The sequence below is a fragment of the Paracoccus sphaerophysae genome (assembly GCF_000763805.1).
GTDB lineage: Bacteria > Pseudomonadota > Alphaproteobacteria > Rhodobacterales > Rhodobacteraceae > Paracoccus > Paracoccus sphaerophysae.
In genome coordinates this window covers 1-18,296 of sequence record NZ_JRKS01000056.1, presented here as the reverse complement: position 1 = coordinate 18,296, position 18,296 = coordinate 1, and the positions used below count along the sequence as shown (strand labels likewise).

Below are 18,296 nucleotides of genomic sequence, written 5' to 3'. Positions count from 1 at the left end.
TCTGCGTCTTCAGCTGCAGGGTCAGCCGGCAGGTCCGAGGGTTCGGGTCCGCCCGTCCCCGCCAGCGCGTCCCCCGCCTGCGCCGCGCCTTGGTCGGCGGCGACGGTTTCCGCCGCATTGACCGCCCCGGCAAGATCGGGCGGGGTGCCGGGCAGCCGGTCGATCATCGGCGCGCTCGCCGTCACCGGGGGCGCGGCAGGCGCCTCGGCCTCGGCGTCCGGCAGGGCCTCGGTCACGCCGGTCACCACCTCGGCGGCCTTGGCACTCTCGCTCACCGGGTAGGGTGACAGCAGGCGGAACTCGATCCGCCGGTTGGCCTCGCGGCCCGCTTCGCTGTCGTTGCCGGCGACCGGGCGGGTCTCGCCATAGCCCTTGGCGGCGATCAGGTCGGTCGCGATGCCGGCGGCCTGCATCGCTTCCAGCACCGCGGCGGCGCGGCCCTGCGACAGCTCGGCGTTGAACGGCTCCGACCCCTGGGAATCGGTGTGCCCCCCGATCTCGATGCGGAAATCGCCGCACTCCTTCATCGTCGCGGCCAGCAGCGACACGGTTTCCGTCGGATCGCCGGCGATCACCGAGCGGTTCGGCTCGAACCCGATTTCGGCCTCTGCCATCGTGTCGTTCAGCCGCGCCACGCATTGCTCGCCGGTGGGCAGGTTCAGCGCCGGGTCCAGCCGCGGATCATAGGTCAGCGCCAGCTCATAGCGCGCGCCCGGCCCCAGCCGCCGCGACAGCCGGTCGGCCGTGGCCTCGGCGGCCGTGCTGCTGCCGGTGGTGCCGGCGATGCGGATCAGGTCGGGCGTCACGGTCACCGTCCCGCGCTGCAGGTCCGCCATCGCCTCGAGCGCGCCGATCACGCGCAGCGTCCAGCCGGCGGGCGCGTCCGCGTTCATCGTCAGCCCGCTATCCACCTGCCCGAAGCGGGCGCCGGCAAAGCTTTCCAGCGCGGTCCGCATCCGGTCGTCGCTGACCGCCCCGCGCAGCTGCACCCCACCCTGCGCCCCGGCCGTCGCGACAAAGCGCACCGGCGCGTTCTCGGCGGTCTCGGGCGCCTTTTCCAGCGAGGCGGTCAGGCTGAAGATGCGGGGCAGCGCGGCGCTCAGCGCCCGCTCGGCAGCATCGAAGCGGGCCTGCGGGACCGACGCCGGCGCGTCCAGCGTGGCGGTGGTGTCGCTGATCGTCACGCGGCCCGCGGGCAGGTCCGCCAGCGCCCGGATCGCGGCCACCGCAGCATCCGCCCATTGCGGCGAGGGCGCGCCAAGCGCCACGGTGCAGTCGGCCTTCGCCCCGGCCTGGCGCACGGCCGCGAGGATGCGGTCGCGGGCGGCGGGGGTGTCGGCCGCGCAGGGGTCCAGCCGCAGCCCCGCCTCGGTCCGGGTCGCGGTCAGCACGAAGGGCGCGATGACCGGCCGCGGCGCGCTGATGTCCGCGACCAGCGTCACGCCGGGTGGGGTCGCATCGCGCAGGGTCTGTTCCAGCCGCGCCTTGTCCGCCGCGCCATCGGCGACCGCGGTCACCTCGACCCGCCCCGGGGTGACGGTGACCTTGGCGCGCGGGGCCAGCTCGGCCGCGCTGAGCCCGAAGGCCACCGCCGCGTCGAAGCCGGGGGGCGAGGGCTGATCGACCAGCTCCACCAGGTCGGTCGGCGCCGTGCCGCCGGCGGCGCGGGCCAGCCGCTGCAGGATCGCGGCGCGGTCCAGGCTTCGCGGCGCCAAGCCGATGACCGAGCTGCCCTGGCCGTTCCGCAGCACCTCGACGCGGAACTCCGGCGGGGCGGCCTCGGGCTTGGCCGGCACCACGATGGCGTCGTCGATGCGGGCCGCGCTGACCTGCCCGGCGGCCGTGGTGACGGCGCGGAAATGGCTCAGTTCGTCGGGCGCGGTGCCGGCCAGCCGCAGGCTCAGCCCGTCGGCGGCGACCTCGGCCCAGTCGAAACCGCCCTGCGCCAGCGCGCTTCGCACCGCGGCGGCCGAGTGCTGCTCGACCAGCCCGGTGCCCAGCCGCGCCGCCCCCCACGCCCCCGCCGCGCCCAGCGCCAACAGCACCGCGGCGGCCAGACGCGCACGAAGCGGGTTGCGGCGGGGGCGCCGGTCGGTGGGGGTCATCAGGCCGATCCTGGGCTGTTTCGGGGACCGTCCCGATGTAGGGCCGCTGCCGCCGGCAGGCAATTACACCAGCCCGGCAACGGCGAGAAACAGCGCAACAATCAGCCCCGCGTCCCGGTTGGACCGGAACAGCCGCAGGCAGGTGGCGGGGCTGCCGGTGTCCAGCTGCCCCAGCTGCCACCACAGATGCGCCGCGAAGCCGGCGACGCCGGCCATCGCGATCAGCGCCTCGACGGGCGAGGGGCGGGCCGCGGCCACGGCCGTCGCCAGCAGCACCACCGCCGCCGCGGCAAAGCCCAGCAGCCAGCGCGGGGTGTCGGTGCCGAACAGGCGGGCGGTGGACTTGACGCCGATCAGGGCGTCATCCTCGGTGTCCTGGTGGGCATAGATGGTGTCGTAGAACAGCGTCCAGGCGATGCCCGCCGCATAGGCCAGCACCGCCGCCGGGTGCAGCGTGCCGCCATGCGCGGCAAAGGCCAACAGCACCCCCCAGTTGAAGGCGAGCCCCAGGAAGACCTGCGGCCACCAGGTGAAGCGCTTGGCAAAGGGATAGATCGCGACCAGCGCCAGCGAGGCGATCCCCAGCACGATCGCCGTCCCGCCCAGCGTCAGCAGCAGCACCGCGCCCAGCGCCGTCTGCGCCGCCAGCCACAGCCAGGCGCCGCGCACCGTGACCTGCCCCGAGGGCAGCGGCCGCGACCGGGTGCGCGCCACCATCGCGTCATAATCGCGGTCGGTCAGGTCGTTCCAGGTGCAGCCCGCCCCGCGCATCGCGACCGCGCCCAGCGCGCAGGCGAGGGCGACCCACAGATCGACCCAGCGCGGCCGGTCGGCGATCATCGCCAGCCCGGTCCCCCACCAGCACGGCAGCAACAGCAACCAGGTGCCGATGGGCCGGTCGGCCCGGCTGAGCCGCAGCCAGGGCCGCCACGCCGGCGGGGCGAGCCGGTCCACCCAGTTGCCGCTGGGGGCGTCGGAAACCGATGGCGTCGGCGCGTCGGACTGCATAGGGTCTCGCCAGGATGGGAAAGATCAGGCTCTACATAGATCACCCGTTTGTCCCCGGACAAGCAGTGCCGCTGGATGCGGCGCAGGCGCATTACCTGTCCGGGGTGATGCGGCAGGGGCCGGGGGCGGACATCGAGGTCTTCAACGGCCGCGACGGCGCCTGGACCGCGCGGATTGAGGCTGTCGGCAAGCGCGGCGGCGCCGTGGCGCTGATCGCCGCGGCGGCCCCGCAGCAGGACCCGCCCGACCTGTGGCTGCTGTTCGCGCCGATCAAGAAGGCGCGCACCGACTTCATCGTCGAAAAGGCGGCCGAGCTGGGCGCGGCCCGGATCCAGCCGGTGCAGACCGACCACACCAATGCCGAGCGGATCCGGCAGGACCGCCTGCAGGCCCACGCCATCGAGGCGGCCGAGCAATGCGGCGGCACCTTCGTTCCCCCGGTGGCCGATCTGGCGCCGCTGGCGCGGCTGCTGGACGGCTGGGATCCCGCCCGCCGCATCCTGTGGGCGGACGAGGCGCTGGCCGGGCAAGCCGACACGCTCGCGGCGCTGCCGCGGGGGCCGTGGGCGATCCTGATCGGCCCCGAGGGCGGCTTCAGCGAGGCCGAGCGGCGGCGGCTGGCGGCGATGGACTGCGTCACCCGCATCGGTCTGGGGCCGCGAATCCTGCGCGCCGATACCGCGGCGGTGGCGGCGTTGACCCTGTGGCAGGCGGCGCTGGGGGACTGGTGATTCGCGGCGACAGTCGCGTGATGGTCGCGATTAGGCAAAAGCTAGAATTCTCACGATCATGCGCCTTGACGGCTGATGTCGAAATAAATCTCTTTTTCGTCGGGTAAGATCGGGCGTTTGTTCGACGATTTCCGTAACCGGCGACAGAATATGCGCAGGCTCTCGAAAACGTCAGCCATGTTAACAGTTTATGACTGTGCCGAATGTTGCATTGGGTGCATGGCTGCAATTCCGTCCCGGGCGTGGCGGAAAAACCGGCAATCGACTATGTAATTGGGCATCCAGATTTCATGTGCCTGTCCGGTGATGGCAGGCCGCTGCAAGAACAAAGGTGAACCCATGTCCGCTATCGAAACCTTCCGCGCTTGCGCCGCGCGTCCCGGCTTTTTCGGCCGCATCGCCGACACGCTGATTCACTGGGCCGATGCCCGCGAGACCCGTAACCAGCTGAACCGCCTGACCGACCGCGAACTGACCGACATCGGCCTGTCGCGCGGCGACATTGAGCGGGTCGCCCGCGGCGTCTGAACCGCCTTTAAGGTGCTGAGTATCCGAGGGTCGGGAGCTTCTCCCGGCCCTCTTTTTTCATCGGCGGCCCCGGCGAAAAAGGCGGCCCCAGCGGGACCGCCCCCGAGGCCGGATCAGACTCCGGCTTCGACGATGGCGCGGGCCAGAATCGGGACGCTGTCGCGGTTCAGCCCGGCGATGTTCAGCCGCGAATCCCCGACCATGTAGATCGCGTTCTCGTCCTTGATCTTCTGCACCTGCGCGGGCGTCGCGCCGAGACGCGAGAACATGCCGCGGTGATGTTCCAGGAAATCGAAGCGGTCGCTGCCGGTCAGCTCGCGCAGTTCCGCCGCCAGCTGCTGGCGCAGGCCCAGCATGCCCAGCCGCACCTCCTCCAGTTCGGCCTTCCAGTCGGCGGTCAGCGCGGCGTCCTCGAGGATCGTCATCACGATCCGGGCGCCGTGGTCGGGCGGGAAGGAATAGGTCTGCCGGTTCAGGAACGACATCGTGCCTTGCGCCAGGTCGCGCTGCGCCGGGTCGGCGACCTTGGCCAGCAGCACGCCGGCGCGTTCGCGGTAGATGCCGAAGTTCTTGGAACAGGACGCCGCGACCAGCGCCTCGGGCGCATTGCCGACCACCAGCCGGGTGCCCGCCGCATCCTCGTCCAGACCGTCGCCAAAGCCCTGATAGGCCAGGTCGACGAACGGCACCGCGCCGGTGCGGTCGAGGATCTCGGACACCTGGCGCCACTGGTCCAGCGTCAGGTTGGCGCCGGTCGGGTTGTGGCAGCAGCCATGCAGCAGCACCAGATCGCCCTTCCTGGCGCGGGCGAGGTCGGCCTTCATCCCCTCGAAATCGCCGCCGCGGGTGGCGTCGTCGAAATAGCGATAGGTCGCCGTGGGCAGGCCCATGAAGTTCAGGATCGAGACGTGGTTCGGCCAGGTCGGGTCCGACACGTGCACGGTCAGGTCGGGGTTGCCGATCCGCGCCAGTTCCAGCGCCTGCCGGATCGCGCCGGTGCCGCCGACGGTGGACAGGGCGGCGGTGCGGTCGGTGTCCAGCGCGTCGGCCAGAACCATCCGGCTCATCCCCGACAGATAGCCGGGCTCGCCGATCAGCGTGGTGTAGGTCTTGGTCGTCTCGGCGTCCCAGATGCGCTTTTCGGCCTCGCGCACCGCCCGCATGACCGGGGTCAGGCCGGTCGGGTCCTTGTAGACGCCGACGCCCAGGTCGATCTTGCCCTGCCGGGTGTCGGCCTTGAATTCGCCCATCAGGGCCAGGATCTTGTCGGGGGCTTGGGGCTTGAGGGTGCCGAACATCAGGCGTCTCCTGTTTCGATTTTCAGGTCGGGATAGCTGCCCCATTCGGCCCAGCTGCCGTCATACAGCGACCAGTCCCGCTTGCCGATCCGTTCCAGCGCCAGCGCCAGGCTGGCGGCGGTGATACCCGAGCCGCAGGTGGTGATGACCGGACGCGACAGGTCGACGCCGGCCGATTCAAACGCCGCGCGCAGGTCGGCGACCGGCTTCATGGTGCCGTCCGCGGCATACAGCGTGCCGGCCGGCACGTTGCGGGCGCCGGGGATGTGGCCCGCGCGCAGGCCGGGGCGGGGTTCGGGGTCGGTGCCCGCGAAGCGGCCGGGCGGCCGGGCGTCCACGATCTGCTGGTCGCGCAGCTTGGACGCCGCGGCCACCTGGGTCACGTCGCGGACCAGCGCCGCCTGGCGCTGCACGGTCATGTGCCGGTCGCGGGTGATCGGCGGCAGGTCCTCGACCGGGCGGCCCTCGGCCTGCCACTTGGCGAAACCGCCATCCAGCATCGCAACGTCTGTCTTGCCCATCAGCCGGAAGGTCCACCAGACCCGCGCCGCCGAGTGGGTGTCGGCGTTGTCATAGACGACGACCTGGTGCCCGTCACCGATCCCCATCGCCCGCAGGCGGCTGACGAACAGCTCGGGCGGCGGCGCCATGTGCGGCAGCTCGCTGCGGGTGTCGGCGATGGCGTCGATGTCGAAGAACCGCGCGCCGGGGATGTGCGCCGCCTCGTATTCCGCCCACGCGTCGCGGCCGCTGGCCGCCATGTGCCAGCTGCCGTCGATGATCCGCAGGTCGGGATCGTCCAGATGCGCGGCCAGCCAGTCGGTCGAGACGAGGGTCTTCGGATCGTCAGTCATGGCGGGCCTCCTCGCGTATCCGGGTGCGAGCCGAGCATTAACCGTCCCCGCCCGCCCCTGCAATCGTCCAGCGGACGATGCGCGGGCCGCCGTTGTCCCGCCCGCCTCGTCAGCCCTGCTTGAGCAGCCGCTGCTTTTCGCGGCCCCAGTCGCGCTTGGCCTCGGTCGCGCGCTTGTCGTGGTTCTTCTTGCCCTTGGCGACGCCCAGCTTGAGCTTCACGATGCCGCGGTGGTTGAAATACATCACCAGCGGGACCAGCGTCATGCCCTCGCGCCCGATCGCCTGCCACAGCCGCGCCAGTTCCTTGCGGCTGACCAGCAGCTTGCGGTGGCGCCGTTCCTCGTGGCCAAAGACGCCGGCCTGCTTGTAGGACGAGATATAGCCGTTGATCAGCCACAGCTCGCCGTTTTCCACGCTGGCGTAGGATTCGGCGATGTTCGACTGGCCGGTGCGCAGCGCCTTGACCTCCGACCCGGTCAGCACGATCCCGACCTCGATGTCGCTTTCGATGAAATAGTCGAACCGCGCCCGCCGGTTCTCGGCGATCACCTTATAGTTCGGGTCTGATTTTGCCTGCGCCATGATCGGGTTCAGATAGGCGGCAGGCCCGCGCAAGTAAAGGCGGGCTTTCCAGCGCCGGGCGCACGCTCTAGCCAGGGCCACGGGGCTGCGATGCGGTGTTCTCACAGATCGCCCTTGGCGCGGCGCTGACGCTGTCCACCATTTCGCAGTGGAAACCTTCACCGCGCTGGGCTTTGGCGACATCCTGCCGCCGCATCAGCGGCGCATCCTCGCGGGGATGGCGGCGGCGAGCGGGCTGCCGAACTTCGGCTTGATGAACGCCGTGCTGATGGAGGGGGTGCTCGACCTGCGCCTGCGCCAGACCCGCCGGCACGGGCGGCGGGCCCGGTCCGAGACCGATCCGGCCGTCCCGAATCCGGCCGCCCCGAATGGCGGGGGCGTGGAGCGCCACTGATCGCCCCGCCCCCCTCGCGCCGGGCTTGCCGCGCCGCCCGCGGTGCCGCAAGGTCGCGCCGGCTGAGGACCAAGGGGGAGAAGGCGGCATGGCACGGCACGGGGGACGGATTCTAGCGGATGCGCTGGCGCTGCACGGGGTGACGCGGGTGTTCTCGGTCCCCGGCGAAAGCTTTCTCGCGGCGCTGGACGGGCTTTACGACGTGGGCATCCCCAACACCGTCTGCCGGCAGGAGGGCGGGGCCGCGATGATGGCCGAGGCCTGGGGCAAGCTGACCGGGCGGCCCGGCATCTGCTTCGTGACCCGCGGCCCGGGCGCCGCCAATGCCAGCGCCGGGGTCCATGTCGCCCGGCAGGATTCGACGCCGATGATCCTGTTCGTCGGCCAGATCGCCCGGTCAGACCGCGACCGCGAGGCGTTTCAGGAGGTCGATTACCGCCAGATGTTCGGCGGGCTGGCCAAGTGGGTGGCAGAGATCGACCAGACCGACCGCATCCCCGAATACGTCGCCCGCGCCTTTGATCTCGCGCAGTCCGGGCGCCCCGGCCCGGTGGTGCTGGCGCTGCCCGAGGACATGCTGTCGGCGGACTCGGACGCGCCCGACCTGCCGCCCGCGCCGCGGCCGGTGCAGGGGGTCTCGGCGGCGCAGCTGGACGCGATCAGCGAGGCGCTGGCGGGGGCGGAGCGGCCCATCGTGGTGCCCGGCGGCGCGCTGTGGTCGCAGGCCGATGCCGACCGGCTGACCGCCTTTGCCCAAGGCTGGGGGCTGCCGGTCGCGGTGCCGTTCCGGCGCCAGGACTACATGGACAACCGGCATCCGAACTATGTCGGCGACCTGGGCGTCGGGATGAACGGCCGGCTGGGCGAGGCGCTGACCGCGGCCGACTGCATCCTGTCGCTGGGCTCGCGGCTGGGGGACACGCTGACCGCGGGCTATGAGTTGATGAACCCGCGCGCGCAGGGGCGGCGGATCATCCATGTCTATCCCGACCCCGACGAGATCGGGCATCTGTGGCGCGCCGATCCGGGAATCGCCGCCTGTCCGCGCACGGTGCTGGCGGCGCTGGCCGGGACCGAGGCACCGCGGCGCTGGGACGACTGGACCGCAAGCCTGCGGGCGCATTACGAGACCTGGCAGACGCCGAAGCCCACCCCCGGCGCGGTGCGTATGGAGCAGGTGGTCTGCTGGCTGTCCGCGAACCTGCCCGAGGACGCGATCCTGACCAACGGGGCGGGCAATTATGCGTCCTTCGTGCACCGCTATTTCCGCTTCAAGCGGGCCCGGACGCAGATCGCGCCGACCTCGGGGTCGATGGGCTACGGCCTGCCGGCGGCGATCGCTGCCAAGATCGCCCATCCCGACCGGACGGTGATCTGCATGGCGGGCGACGGCTGCTTGCAGATGACGGTGAACGAGCTGAGCACCGCCGCGCAGGAGGGTGCAGGGGTGATCGTGATCGTGGCGAATAACGGCCGCTACGGCACGATCCGGATGCATCAGGAGAAGCACTATCCGGGGCGGGTCTCGGGGACCGACCTCTTTAACCCTGACTTCCCGGCGCTGGTGCGCGCCTATGGCGGGCATGGCGAGCTGGTGACCGACGGCGCCGATTTCGGCGCGGCCTTCGGGCGGGCGCAGGCCGGTGGGGGCCTGGCGCTGATCGAGCTGCGGCTGGACCCCGAGGCGCTGACCACCGGCGCGACGCTCAGCGAGACGCGGGCCGCCGGGGAGAAGGCGACGAAGGGATAGCCGCCGGGGCGGGTGCGGCAGCGCCAAGTTGCCGCCGCGCGCGATACGGCAGCGACCTGTCGCCGCTGCCGTCTGGCCGGGGTGCCGCCCCCGGTCAGTCCTGCATGTCGGCGATGATGCGTTCGCCCATCGCCACCTGGTCGGGATGGCGCACCATCAGCGTCATCGCCAGCGCCTCGATCACCTGGCCCACCAGCGACATGGCGAATTGCAGGTTCGCCCCGATCTGCGGGTTCGGCATCCGGCCGCCGTTCAGCGTCGTGGTCGTTTCCGCGAAACGGTCATGCGCCGCCATCAGCTCGCGCCGCAGGTCGCGGTCCAGCAGGGTGGCCACAAGCTCCAGCTCGGTCAGCACGTCCAGGCAGATGTCGCGCGGCAGCTTCACGCGGTTGCGCCGCAGCACGGCCTCTTCCCGCGCGGCGTCGCGCAGCAGGTGAAACAGGTTCGAACAGGCGCGCATCTGTCCCAGGGGGGTCAGCCGGCCCGCGGAGATACTGCTCAGGATCATTGTCCCTACCTTTTCGTTTTTGGGTCATCATCCACCCGTGCGACCGAGGCTCGCAGAAAATCCTTTCCGTAAGGTTCATGTCGGGAACGCAGTGTTGCGCCGCTGCCGCAAAACCGTCACAGACAAGGGGATTCCCAGCCCTCAGCCGTGACCCCACGCCCCATGCGCCAGATCCCCACGCTTGCCCCGCTGCCCGCGCGCCTGCCCGATTCCGTCCCCTTCGTCGGCCCCGAGACGCTCGAGCGCCAGCGCGGCGCGCCCTTCGCGGCCCGGCTGGGCGCGAACGAGAATGGCTTCGGACCGTCGCCGCGCGCCATTGCCGCGATGCAGGCCGAGGCCGGCGAGGTCTGGAAATACGGCGATCCGACCAACCACGACCTGCGTGCCGCCATCGCCGCGCATTGCGGCGTCACGCCCGCGCACGTGGTGGTGGGCGAGGGCATCGACACGCTGCTGGGCCTCGCCGTGCGGCTGATGGTGGCCCAAGGCGACCGGGTGGTGAGTTCGGAAGGCGGCTATCCGACCTTCGATTTCCACGTCACCGGCTTTGGCGGTGAACTGTTGCGCGTGCCGTATCGCGACGACCGGCAGGACCCGCAGGCGCTGGTCGCCCGGGCGGTCGAAATCGGCGCGCGGATGGTCTATCTGTGCAATCCCGACAACCCGATGGGTGGCTGGCATCCGCCCGAGGTGATCGAGGCCGCCCTCGCCGCCCTGCCCGACGACATCCTGCTGATCCTCGATGAGGCCTATGCCGAATTCGCGCCGGCGCTGCCCCGGATCGACCCGGACGATCCGCGGGTGCTGCGGATGCGGACGTTTTCCAAGGCCCACGGCATGGCCGGGGCCCGGATCGGCTGGGCCATCGGCGCCCCGGTGATGATCCGCGCCTTCGACCGGGTGCGGAACCACTTCGGCGTCAACCGGATCGCGCAGGCGGGTGCGCTGGCGGCGCTGGCGGATACGGCGCATTTGGACCGCACGGTTGCGCAGGTCGCCGCCGCCCGCGACCGCATCGCGGCCATCGCGCGCGACAACGGGCTGACCACGCTGCCCTCGGCCACGAACTTCGTCGCGGTGGATTGCGGCGGCGACGGGGACTTCGCCCGTGCTGTCTTGACCGCGCTGGGCGACCGCGGAGTCTTCGTGCGCATGCCCTGGGTCGCCCCGCAGAACCGCTGCATCCGCGTCAGCTGCGGCCCGGCCGGGGCGCTGGATGCCTTTGCCGAGGCGCTGCCGCACGCACTCGCCATGGCGCGGCAGGGGGCTTCGGGCGGTTAGAAGGCCGGCGTCGGCGGGGCTGGCCCCCGGCCCGGCCGCTCGGACCAGTCCGGCTCAGACCAGCCCGGCGTGGGCCAGCGCGGCGTCCACCCGCGCCCGCGTCCCGGCGGTCAGCGGCACCAGCGGCAGGCGCACCGTCTCGCCGCACAGGCCCAGCCGCGACATGGCGTATTTGACCCCGACCAGCCCCGGCTCGATGAAGATCGCGATGTGCAGCGGCATCAGCCGGTCCTGCAGCCGCAGCGCCTCGGCGTAATCGCCGCGCAGACAGGCCGCCTGCATCTGCGCGCAGAGCTGCGGCGCGACGTTGGCGGTGACCGAGATGCAGCCGACCCCGCCCTGCGCGTTGAAGCCATGCGCCGTCGCATCCTCGCCCGACAGCTGGACGAAGTCGGTGCCGCAGGTGATCCGCTGGCAGCACACCCGCTCGAGCTTGCCGGTGGCGTCCTTGACCCCGGCGATGCGCGGCAGCTTCGCCAGCTCGCCCATCGTCTCGGGGGTCATGTCCACGACCGAGCGGCCGGGGATGTTGTAGATGATGATCGGCTTGTCGGTCGCGTCATGGACGGCGGTATAATGCGCGATGAGGCCCTCTTGGGTGGGCTTGTTGTAATAGGGCGTCACCACCAGCAGCCCGTCGGCGCCGACCTTGCAGGCGTGCTGCGCCAGCCCGATCGCCTCGCGCGTGTTGTTCGACCCCGCCCCTGCCATCACCGGGATGCGGCCGGCGGCGACCCGGACCACCGCCTCGACCACCGCCTCGTGTTCGGCATGGGTCAGCGTCGGGCTTTCGCCGGTGGTGCCGACCGGGACCAGCCCGTTGCTGCCCTGGTCGATGTGCCAGTCGACCAGCCGTTCCAGCGCGGGCCAGTCGATCTCGCCATCCTCGCGCAGCGGGGTGACGAGTGCGGGCAGAGAGCCTTGGAACATGACGCGGCGGTCCATCTGAAAGGGGCGTTCCGCCGGGCATACTACCGCAGGATTTGCTTGCCAAGCGCGCCTGCCGCGGATGTGAGTTGCCGATGCGCCTTGGCATCCCCAGATTGCAGGGCATGACCGCCCGCCTGATCCGAACCGCCGCCATGCTGGCCGCGCTGCTGCTGCCCGCGGCTGTGGCCGCGCCCGCGGGCGCCGAGGATGCCGGTGCGATCCGCCGCGCCCTGGCCGCCGCCGGGGCCAGGGACTGGGCGGCCGCCGATGCCGCGGCGCGCCAGTCGGGGCCGATGGCGGTCGATCTGGTGCTGTGGCAGCGGCTGCGGGCCGGGCACGGGACCTGGCCCGAATACCGCGACTTTGCCACCCGCCACGCCGACTGGCCGGGGATGGAGCTGTTCTGGCGCCGGGGCGAGGCGGTGCTGCGCCCCGATCTGCCCGCCGCCGACGTGCTGGCCTGGTTCGGCGACCGGATGCCCACCACCCTGACCGGGGCGCGGGCCTGGATCGCGGCCCAGCCCCCGGACAGGCGCGACGCGGCCGCCGCGGCCTTCTGGACCAGCGCCACGGCGCTGGACGCTGCCGCGGAAACCGCCCTGATCGCCGATCACGGCCCGGCGCTGGCCGCCCATCACCCGGCCCGGCTGCGGATGCTGCTGGATGCCGGGGAATGGCAGGCGGCGGAACGGATGCTGCCGCTGGTGCCCGCGGGACCCGAGGCTGACCTCGCGCGCGTCCGCATCGCCGTGCAGGCGCGGCGCAGCGGGGTGGACGCGCTGATCCTCGCCCTGCCGCAGGCGCAACGTGACGATGCCGGGCTGGCGCTCGACCGCTTTCGCTGGCGGGTGGCGGCCAAGCAGGGGGACCTCGCGCGCGAGTTGATGCTGCAACGCTCGACCTCGGCCGAGGCGTTGCGCGACCCGGCGGCCTGGGCCAGCCGCCGCAAGGACTATGCCCGCGCCGCCCTGCGCGCCGGCGACTGGGGGCTGGCCGAACGGCTGGCCGCCTACCATTTCCTGCCCGACGGCGAGGACGCGTTCGAGCTCGACTGGCTGGCCGGCTATGCCGCCTTGCGCGCCGGGGCGGCGGATCGCGCGGCCAGGTTCTTTGCCCTGCTGCCGGCGCAGGACAGCGGCCCGATCACCCTGTCGCGCACCCATTACTGGCGCGGCCGCGCCGCCGAGGCGCTGGGCGATTCCGCCGCCGCCACCGCCAGCTTTGCCGAGGCCGCCCGCCACCAGACCGCCTATTACGGCCAGTTGGCCGCCGAACGCATCGGCGCGCCGATGCAGCCCGATCTCGCCCTGCCGGGCGCGGCGGTGGACAGCCTGCCCGACTGGCGCGGCGCAGCTCTGCGCGAAAACCCGGTGTTCCAGGCCGGGCTGTGGCTGATCGCGGCGGGCGACCCGGCGCAGGCGCAGCGGTTCTTCCTGCATCTCGCCGAAACCGCTCCGCCCGAGGACATCGCCCGCATGGCGCGGCTGATGATGGAGCTGCACCGCCCCTGGGACGCCCTGCGGCTGGGCAAGGCCGCGGCGGGCAAGGGCGGCATCTGGCCGGCGATCTATTACCCGCTCACCGGGCTGGAGCGCTCGGATCTGGGCCTGCCCCCTGATCTGGTGCTGTCGATCGCGCGGCGGGAAAGCGAATTCAACCACACCGTCAGCTCGCATGCCGGGGCCAAGGGACTGATGCAGGTGATGCCCGACACCGCGCGGTCGATGGCCCGCGTGATCGGCGAGCCCTTTGACCTGCCGCGGCTGACCCGGGATGCGGCCTATAACGCCCGGCTGGGCGCGGCCTATCTGCAGGGGCTGAGGGATCGCTTTGGCCCGTCCATCGCGCTGGTCGCGGGCGGCTACAATGCCGGGCCAGGCCGGTCGGCGCGCTGGCTGCGCGACTTTGGCGATCTGCGGGTCGCGGGGCGGCACGGGGTCGATCCGGTGGACTGGGTCGAGATGATCCCCTTCGACGAGACCCGCAACTACGTCATGCGGGTGGCCGAGGCGCTGCCGATCTATCGCGCCCGCATCGCCGGGCACCCGGTGCCGCTGGTGCCGACCTGGGACCTGCGCGGGGGCGTGTCGATGCCGCCGCCGGCGATCTCGCCGCTGGTGCTGGCGCTGTCGGACCGCCCGCCCGCGCTGCCCGGATGGGTCGGGCTGGCGGCGGTCACGGCGCGGTCGATGGCGGCCTCGGGCCAGTTGCCCGCAGCGCCTGCGCCCGCCGCGGCGCCCGCCAGCGATGGCCCCGAGCGGGCCGAGCCGCCCCAGCCGCAGGCGCAGATCGCCCAGATCGCGCGGGCGCTGGACGTGCCGCGGGCCACGGTCGCGCCGCCGCGCCGGCCCGATGCGGCGGCCGCGGATGGCGAGGTCAGCGCCCGGAACCAGCCCGCTGCACCCGCAGCGTCCGCCACCAGGTGAACAGCCCCGCGCCGACGATGATGACCATCCCCAGGATCACGTTTGGCGCCACCCGCTCGCCCAGCAGGAACACCCCGATCAGGCTGACCCAGACCAGCTGGGTATAGGCGAAGGGCTGCAGGCTGGACGCCTCGGCCAGTTCATAGGCCCGGATCAGCAGGTAGTGCCCCGCGGCCCCGGTCAGGCACAGCGCCCCCATCCACGGCCAGTCGGCGCGGGCGATGGGCTCGGCGAACCAGATCCCGGCGAGGGTGATGCCCACCGCGCCGGCGACTCCGGTCCAGACGAAGCTGACCAGCGCGCTGTCCTCGGCCGAGACGCGGCGGGTCAGCAGCGCATAGACCGCGAACATCAGCGCCGAGACCAGCGGCAGGATCGCCCAGGGCGAGAACACCCGGAACCCCGGTTGCAGCACCACCAGCACGCCGATGAACCCGACCCCGACCGCGACCCAGCGCCGCCAGCCGATCCGCTCGCCCAGCATCGGCCCGGACAGGGCGACGACCAGCAGCGGCGCGACGGTGAACACGGCGTGGGTTTCGACGATGCCCAGCTTGACGAAGGCGATCAGCATCAGCACGACCTCGAAGGCGAGGATCAGGCCGCGCACGGTCTGCGCGACCGGATGCGGCGACCGCAGCGCCGCGCGCAGGCCGCCGGGGCCGCGCGCCGCCATGACCACGGCGAAGACGGCAAAGAACCAATAGCGCAGCATGGTCACGAAGACCGGCGGATACAGGCTGCCCAGATGCCGCGACACGGCGTCCTGCACGGCAAAGATCAGGCTGGCGAGGCAGATCATCAGGATGCCCGCGCGCTGCCCGTCAAGGCGCTGCCGGCGGGCGACGGCGCGGGCAAGCGGGGGTCGAGAACCGGAAACGGGTGCCGGCTGGCCGGGACGGGACATGGCGATGACTGCGCGAATAAACGGTATACCATCCGTCACAGCGCAGGGACCCGGCGTCAAGCCTCGGGCGAGCCGGTCCGCGCCGGGCAACCCAGCCATGCGCCCAGCGTATGGCCCCGAACCGTTGCGGCGAGGTCAGTCGCGGCTGCGGATGATGCCCGAAAAGGTCTCGAACAGCTGCGCGTTCGCCGCGACGACGTCGCCCGCGTCGACGCCGGGGCCGTCATGCGGGCGGATCGGTTCCACGAAGCCGCCCGCCTCGCGGACCAGCAGCCAGCCCGCGCCCACGTCCCAGGCGTTGATGCCCCGCTCCCAATAGCCGTCGTAACGGCCCGCCGCGACATAGGCGAGGTCGAGCGCCGCCGAGCCCCAGCGCCGCACCCCGGCGCAGACCGGCATCAGCCGCGCGAGGTCCTTGAGCGTCGCGGGCAGGGTGCCGCGGCCGCCGAACGGCACGCCTGTGGCGAAGATCGCCGAGTTCATGTCGCGCCGCCCCGACACCCGCAGGCGCTGGTCGTTGACGAAGGCGCCGTCGCCCTTTTCGGCGCTGAACAGCTCGTCCTTGGCGGGGTCGAAGACCACCGCGGCGACCACCTCGCCCTTGTGTTCCAGCGCGATGCTGACCGCCCAGTGCGGCAGGCCGTGCAGGAAGTTCGTGGTCCCGTCCAGCGGATCGACGATCCAGCGCCGGGTGGGATCCTCGCCCGGCTCGGTCCCGGTTTCCTCGCCGCACCAGCCATAGTTCGGGCGGGCGGCGCGCAGCTCTTCCTTGATGATCCGCTCCGCCTCGCGGTCGGCGCGGGTCACGAAATCGCCCGGGCCCTTTGAAGAGACCTGCAGGTTCTCGACCTCGCGGAAATCCTTGACGAGACTGCGGCCCGCCTTGCGCGCGGCCTTGATCATGACGTTGAGATTGGCGGAGGCCATGCGGGGAATCCTTTCGGGGCTGGCCTGCGGGATTAGGCGAAAGCGGCGGGAATGAAAAGCGGCGCAGAGCGCGCCCGCATTTCGCCGCGAACAAGCCGGCCTGCGATCTTCTGTCTGAAAATATCCCCGCCGGAGGCGCCGGCCGTCCCACCCGCGCGGCCGCCGCCATTGCAACGCCGAGACTACCGCGCCCCTCGCGCCAGCCGCAGCATGTCCTGTATGAAGGGCAGATCGCGGTCCTCGTCGCGGATCGCCGCGTACAGCCGGCGGGTCACGCCCTTGCGGCCCAGCCGCAGGGTGCGGATGTCGGGGTTCTGGGCCTCGCGCGCCAGCACCCAGTCGGGCAGCACTGCCACTCCGCGCCCCGAGGCGACCAGCAGCAGGATGACGTCGGTCAGCTCGATCTCGCGCACCGCCGCCGGGCGCACCCCGGCCGGGTCGAGGAAATGCGAGAACGCGTCCAGCCGCGCCCGGTCCATCGGATAGGCGATGAGGGTTTCCGTGGCCAGATCGGCGGGCTCGACGCTGTCGCGGCCGGCCAGCTGGTGGGTGGCGGGGACGGCCAGCAGGGGGTGATAGTCGAAGAGCGGCTCGAAACTGACCCCGGGCAGCTCCTCGGGGTCGGACGAGATCACCAGGTCGGCGTCGCCCCGGGTCAGCGCCGGCAGCGCGGTGAAGGCGAGGCCCGCGCGCACGTCGATGTCCACCTGCGGCCACAGGTGGCGGAACTGGTCCAGCGCCGGCAGCAGCCAGTTGAAGCAGGCGTGACACTCCATCGCGATGTGCATGCGCCCGACGCGGCCCTGGGTGACGCCGCGCATTTCGGATTCCGCCGCCTCGACCAGCGGCAGCACCTGCCGGGCCAGGGCCAGCAGGCGCATCCCGGCGGGGGACAGGCGCATCGGCTTGGTCTGGCGCAGGAACAGCGCGGTGCCGGCCTGATCCTCCATCGCGCGGACCTGGTGGGACAGGGCGGACTGGGTGATGTTCACCACCTCGGCCGCGCGCGCCAGCCCGCCGTTGTCGTGGATGGCGCGGATCGTCCGCAGGTGCCGCAGTTCAAGATGCATGAGCGAGGCTCAACTTTATCTTGCAGAATATGAATTTGTCTCACGACGGTGCGCGTGGCACAAGCGCTGGAAAGAGGAATCGCCCATGTCCGCCCGTTCTGTCCCCACCCGTGCCGTGCCCACCCGTTCCGTGCCCGCCGTCAGCTTCGAGTTCTTCCCGCCCAGGACGCTCGACCAGTCCTTCAAGCTGTGGGAAACCGCACGCGCGCTGGCGCCGCTGGCGCCGGATTTCGTGTCGGTCACCTATGGCGCCGGCGGCACCACGCGGCAGCTGACGCACGAGGCAGTGACGGCGCTGGCCAGCCATTACGGGCTGAACGTGGCGGCGCACCTGACCTGCGTCGAGGCGACCCGCGACGAGACCATGCAGATCGTCGACGACTATGCCGCCGCCGGGGTGCGCGAGATCGTGGCCCTGCGTGGCGACGCCCCGCAGGGCGCCGCGGCCTGGGCGGCGCATGAGGACGGCTTTGCCAGCTCGGTCGAGCTGATCGAGGCGATCGCCCGCCGCGGCGGGTTCACCATCCGCTGCGGCGCCTATCCCGAGCCGCATCCAGACAGCGCCGACACCGCCGCCGACGTGGCGTTCCTCAAGCGCAAGGTGGATGCGGGGGCGACCAGCGCGATCACCCAGTTCTTCTTCGACGCCGACACGTTCTTCCGGTTCCGCGACGCCTGCGTGGCGGCCGGGGTGGACGCGCCCGTGATACCCGGCATCCTGCCGATCCAAAGCTGGACCGGCGCCAAGCGGTTCGCCGCGCGCTGCGGCACCAGCGTGCCGCAATGGGCGGAGGACGCCTTCGTCCGCGCCGGCAAGGACGGAGAGCGCGCTTTGGCCCGCGACATGGCGATCGACCTGAGCGCCAGGCTGATCGCCGGCGGGGTGGACCGGCTGCATTTCTATACGCTGAACCGTCCCGAGCTGACCGCCGATGTCTGTGCCGCGCTGGGCGTCGCGGCGGCCGAGCACGCGGCCTGATCGGGCGGGTCGGGGAC

At 71.7% G+C, this 18,296-nt stretch carries 17 protein-coding genes; 7 read left to right on the top strand and 10 right to left on the bottom strand.

Features of this window, described 5'->3' with window-relative positions; all coding sequences use genetic code 11:
* Both IC63_RS13340 and ubiA read right to left on the bottom strand, forming a co-directional pair.
* Positions 1 to 2,105 (bottom strand): OmpA family protein (locus tag IC63_RS13340; protein ID WP_052042235.1); only part of this gene is annotated, 2,105 nt, incomplete at its 3' end.
* 63 nt (positions 2,106 to 2,168) lie between these two features.
* A complete protein-coding gene (ubiA, locus tag IC63_RS13335) occupies positions 2,169 to 3,113 on the bottom strand; it encodes a 4-hydroxybenzoate octaprenyltransferase (protein WP_036721039.1) in 945 nt (314 codons plus the stop codon).
* 14 nt (positions 3,114 to 3,127) lie between these two features.
* Between ubiA and IC63_RS13330 the strand changes: the two genes are divergently transcribed.
* The gene (locus IC63_RS13330) at positions 3,128 to 3,844 is read left to right on the top strand and encodes a 16S rRNA (uracil(1498)-N(3))-methyltransferase (protein ID WP_036721038.1); all 717 of its coding nucleotides are present in this window, start codon (positions 3,128 to 3,130) and stop codon (positions 3,842 to 3,844) included.
* A gap of 339 nt (positions 3,845 to 4,183) precedes the next feature.
* Complete coding sequence (locus IC63_RS13325; protein WP_036721044.1) at positions 4,184 to 4,372, top strand: DUF1127 domain-containing protein; 189 nt, start codon at positions 4,184 to 4,186, stop codon at positions 4,370 to 4,372.
* 113 nt (positions 4,373 to 4,485) lie between these two features.
* Here IC63_RS13325 and IC63_RS13320 read toward each other — a convergent pair whose 3' ends face one another.
* The 3 genes from IC63_RS13320 to smpB all read right to left on the bottom strand — a co-directional run bounded on the left by IC63_RS13320 (position 4,486) and on the right by smpB (position 7,107).
* Positions 4,486 to 5,670: an amino acid aminotransferase gene (locus IC63_RS13320; protein ID WP_036721037.1), complete on the bottom strand. Its 1,185-nt coding sequence runs from the start codon at positions 5,668 to 5,670 to the stop codon at positions 4,486 to 4,488.
* Positions 5,670 to 6,524: a 3-mercaptopyruvate sulfurtransferase gene (gene sseA / locus IC63_RS13315; protein ID WP_036721036.1), complete on the bottom strand. Its 855-nt coding sequence runs from the start codon at positions 6,522 to 6,524 to the stop codon at positions 5,670 to 5,672. Before sseA ends, IC63_RS13320 begins: the two co-directional genes overlap by 1 nt.
* A 109-nt stretch (positions 6,525 to 6,633) precedes the next feature.
* A complete protein-coding gene (gene smpB, locus IC63_RS13310; RefSeq protein WP_036721043.1) occupies positions 6,634 to 7,107 on the bottom strand; it encodes an SsrA-binding protein SmpB in 474 nt (157 codons plus the stop codon).
* A gap of 148 nt (positions 7,108 to 7,255) precedes the next feature.
* Here smpB and IC63_RS17035 point away from each other — a divergent pair, with 148 nt between their 5' ends.
* The gene (locus IC63_RS17035; protein WP_052042234.1) at positions 7,256 to 7,501 is read left to right on the top strand and encodes a hypothetical protein; all 246 of its coding nucleotides are present in this window, start codon (positions 7,256 to 7,258) and stop codon (positions 7,499 to 7,501) included.
* An 88-nt stretch (positions 7,502 to 7,589) separates the two neighbouring features.
* Entirely contained in the window at positions 7,590 to 9,251 is a 1,662-nt protein-coding gene (locus tag IC63_RS13300) for a thiamine pyrophosphate-binding protein (RefSeq protein ID WP_036721035.1), read from the top strand.
* A 94-nt stretch (positions 9,252 to 9,345) separates the two neighbouring features.
* On the opposite strand, the gene IC63_RS13295 is transcribed toward IC63_RS13300, so the two are convergent.
* The gene (locus IC63_RS13295) at positions 9,346 to 9,759 is read right to left on the bottom strand and encodes a hypothetical protein (protein ID WP_036721034.1); all 414 of its coding nucleotides are present in this window, start codon (positions 9,757 to 9,759) and stop codon (positions 9,346 to 9,348) included.
* Positions 9,760 to 9,921: 162 nt separating this feature from the next.
* On the opposite strand from IC63_RS13295, the gene IC63_RS13290 reads away from it, so the two are divergent.
* Positions 9,922 to 11,040 carry a pyridoxal phosphate-dependent aminotransferase gene (locus IC63_RS13290; RefSeq protein ID WP_036721033.1) on the top strand — a complete coding sequence of 373 codons (1,119 nt, stop codon included), beginning with the start codon at positions 9,922 to 9,924 and terminating at the stop codon, positions 11,038 to 11,040.
* Positions 11,041 to 11,094: 54 nt separating this feature from the next.
* Here IC63_RS13290 and dapA read toward each other — a convergent pair whose 3' ends face one another.
* The gene (gene dapA, locus IC63_RS13285) at positions 11,095 to 11,970 is read right to left on the bottom strand and encodes a 4-hydroxy-tetrahydrodipicolinate synthase (protein WP_036721041.1); all 876 of its coding nucleotides are present in this window, start codon (positions 11,968 to 11,970) and stop codon (positions 11,095 to 11,097) included.
* 122 nt (positions 11,971 to 12,092) lie between these two features.
* Here dapA and IC63_RS13280 point away from each other — a divergent pair, with 122 nt between their 5' ends.
* Positions 12,093 to 14,396 (top strand): lytic transglycosylase domain-containing protein, encoded by a 2,304-nt coding sequence (locus tag IC63_RS13280; protein ID WP_084115864.1) that lies wholly within the window; start codon positions 12,093 to 12,095, stop codon positions 14,394 to 14,396.
* On the opposite strand, the gene IC63_RS13275 is transcribed toward IC63_RS13280, so the two are convergent.
* From IC63_RS13275 to IC63_RS13265, 3 genes are all read right to left on the bottom strand, one after another.
* The gene (locus IC63_RS13275) at positions 14,347 to 15,198 is read right to left on the bottom strand and encodes a DMT family transporter (RefSeq protein ID WP_036721032.1); all 852 of its coding nucleotides are present in this window, start codon (positions 15,196 to 15,198) and stop codon (positions 14,347 to 14,349) included. The two genes, IC63_RS13280 and IC63_RS13275, sit on opposite strands and share 50 nt — an antisense overlap.
* A gap of 240 nt (positions 15,199 to 15,438) precedes the next feature.
* Positions 15,439 to 16,230 carry an inositol monophosphatase family protein gene (locus IC63_RS13270; RefSeq protein WP_036721031.1) on the bottom strand — a complete coding sequence of 264 codons (792 nt, stop codon included), beginning with the start codon at positions 16,228 to 16,230 and terminating at the stop codon, positions 15,439 to 15,441.
* A 182-nt stretch (positions 16,231 to 16,412) separates the two neighbouring features.
* Complete coding sequence (locus IC63_RS13265; protein ID WP_036721030.1) at positions 16,413 to 17,300, bottom strand: LysR family transcriptional regulator; 888 nt, start codon at positions 17,298 to 17,300, stop codon at positions 16,413 to 16,415.
* A gap of 85 nt (positions 17,301 to 17,385) precedes the next feature.
* On the opposite strand from IC63_RS13265, the gene metF reads away from it, so the two are divergent.
* Positions 17,386 to 18,279, top strand: coding sequence for a methylenetetrahydrofolate reductase [NAD(P)H] (gene metF, locus IC63_RS13260; RefSeq protein ID WP_052042233.1), 894 nt, complete (start codon positions 17,386 to 17,388; stop codon positions 18,277 to 18,279).
* Positions 18,280 to 18,296: the final 17 nt, after the last annotated feature.

What these genes read in the sequence shown, in the direction of transcription:
- ubiA (WP_036721039.1), bottom strand. Translation starts at nt 3,113, where the DNA reads ATGCAGTCCGACGCGCCGACGCCATCGGTTTCCGACGCCCCCAGCGGC.
- IC63_RS13330 (WP_036721038.1), top strand. Translation starts at nt 3,128, where the DNA reads ATGGGAAAGATCAGGCTCTACATAGATCACCCGTTTGTCCCCGGACAA.
- IC63_RS13325 (WP_036721044.1), top strand. Translation starts at nt 4,184, where the DNA reads ATGTCCGCTATCGAAACCTTCCGCGCTTGCGCCGCGCGTCCCGGCTTT.
- IC63_RS13320 (WP_036721037.1), bottom strand. Translation starts at nt 5,670, where the DNA reads ATGTTCGGCACCCTCAAGCCCCAAGCCCCCGACAAGATCCTGGCCCTG.
- sseA (WP_036721036.1), bottom strand. Translation starts at nt 6,524, where the DNA reads ATGACTGACGATCCGAAGACCCTCGTCTCGACCGACTGGCTGGCCGCG.
- smpB (WP_036721043.1), bottom strand. Translation starts at nt 7,107, where the DNA reads ATGGCGCAGGCAAAATCAGACCCGAACTATAAGGTGATCGCCGAGAAC.
- IC63_RS13300 (WP_036721035.1), top strand. Translation starts at nt 7,590, where the DNA reads ATGGCACGGCACGGGGGACGGATTCTAGCGGATGCGCTGGCGCTGCAC.
- IC63_RS13295 (WP_036721034.1), bottom strand. Translation starts at nt 9,759, where the DNA reads ATGATCCTGAGCAGTATCTCCGCGGGCCGGCTGACCCCCCTGGGACAG.
- IC63_RS13290 (WP_036721033.1), top strand. Translation starts at nt 9,922, where the DNA reads ATGCGCCAGATCCCCACGCTTGCCCCGCTGCCCGCGCGCCTGCCCGAT.
- dapA (WP_036721041.1), bottom strand. Translation starts at nt 11,970, where the DNA reads ATGTTCCAAGGCTCTCTGCCCGCACTCGTCACCCCGCTGCGCGAGGAT.
- IC63_RS13280 (WP_084115864.1), top strand. Translation starts at nt 12,093, where the DNA reads ATGACCGCCCGCCTGATCCGAACCGCCGCCATGCTGGCCGCGCTGCTG.
- IC63_RS13275 (WP_036721032.1), bottom strand. Translation starts at nt 15,198, where the DNA reads ATGATCTGCCTCGCCAGCCTGATCTTTGCCGTGCAGGACGCCGTGTCG.
- IC63_RS13270 (WP_036721031.1), bottom strand. Translation starts at nt 16,230, where the DNA reads ATGGCCTCCGCCAATCTCAACGTCATGATCAAGGCCGCGCGCAAGGCG.
- IC63_RS13265 (WP_036721030.1), bottom strand. Translation starts at nt 17,300, where the DNA reads ATGCATCTTGAACTGCGGCACCTGCGGACGATCCGCGCCATCCACGAC.
- metF (WP_052042233.1), top strand. Translation starts at nt 17,386, where the DNA reads ATGTCCGCCCGTTCTGTCCCCACCCGTGCCGTGCCCACCCGTTCCGTG.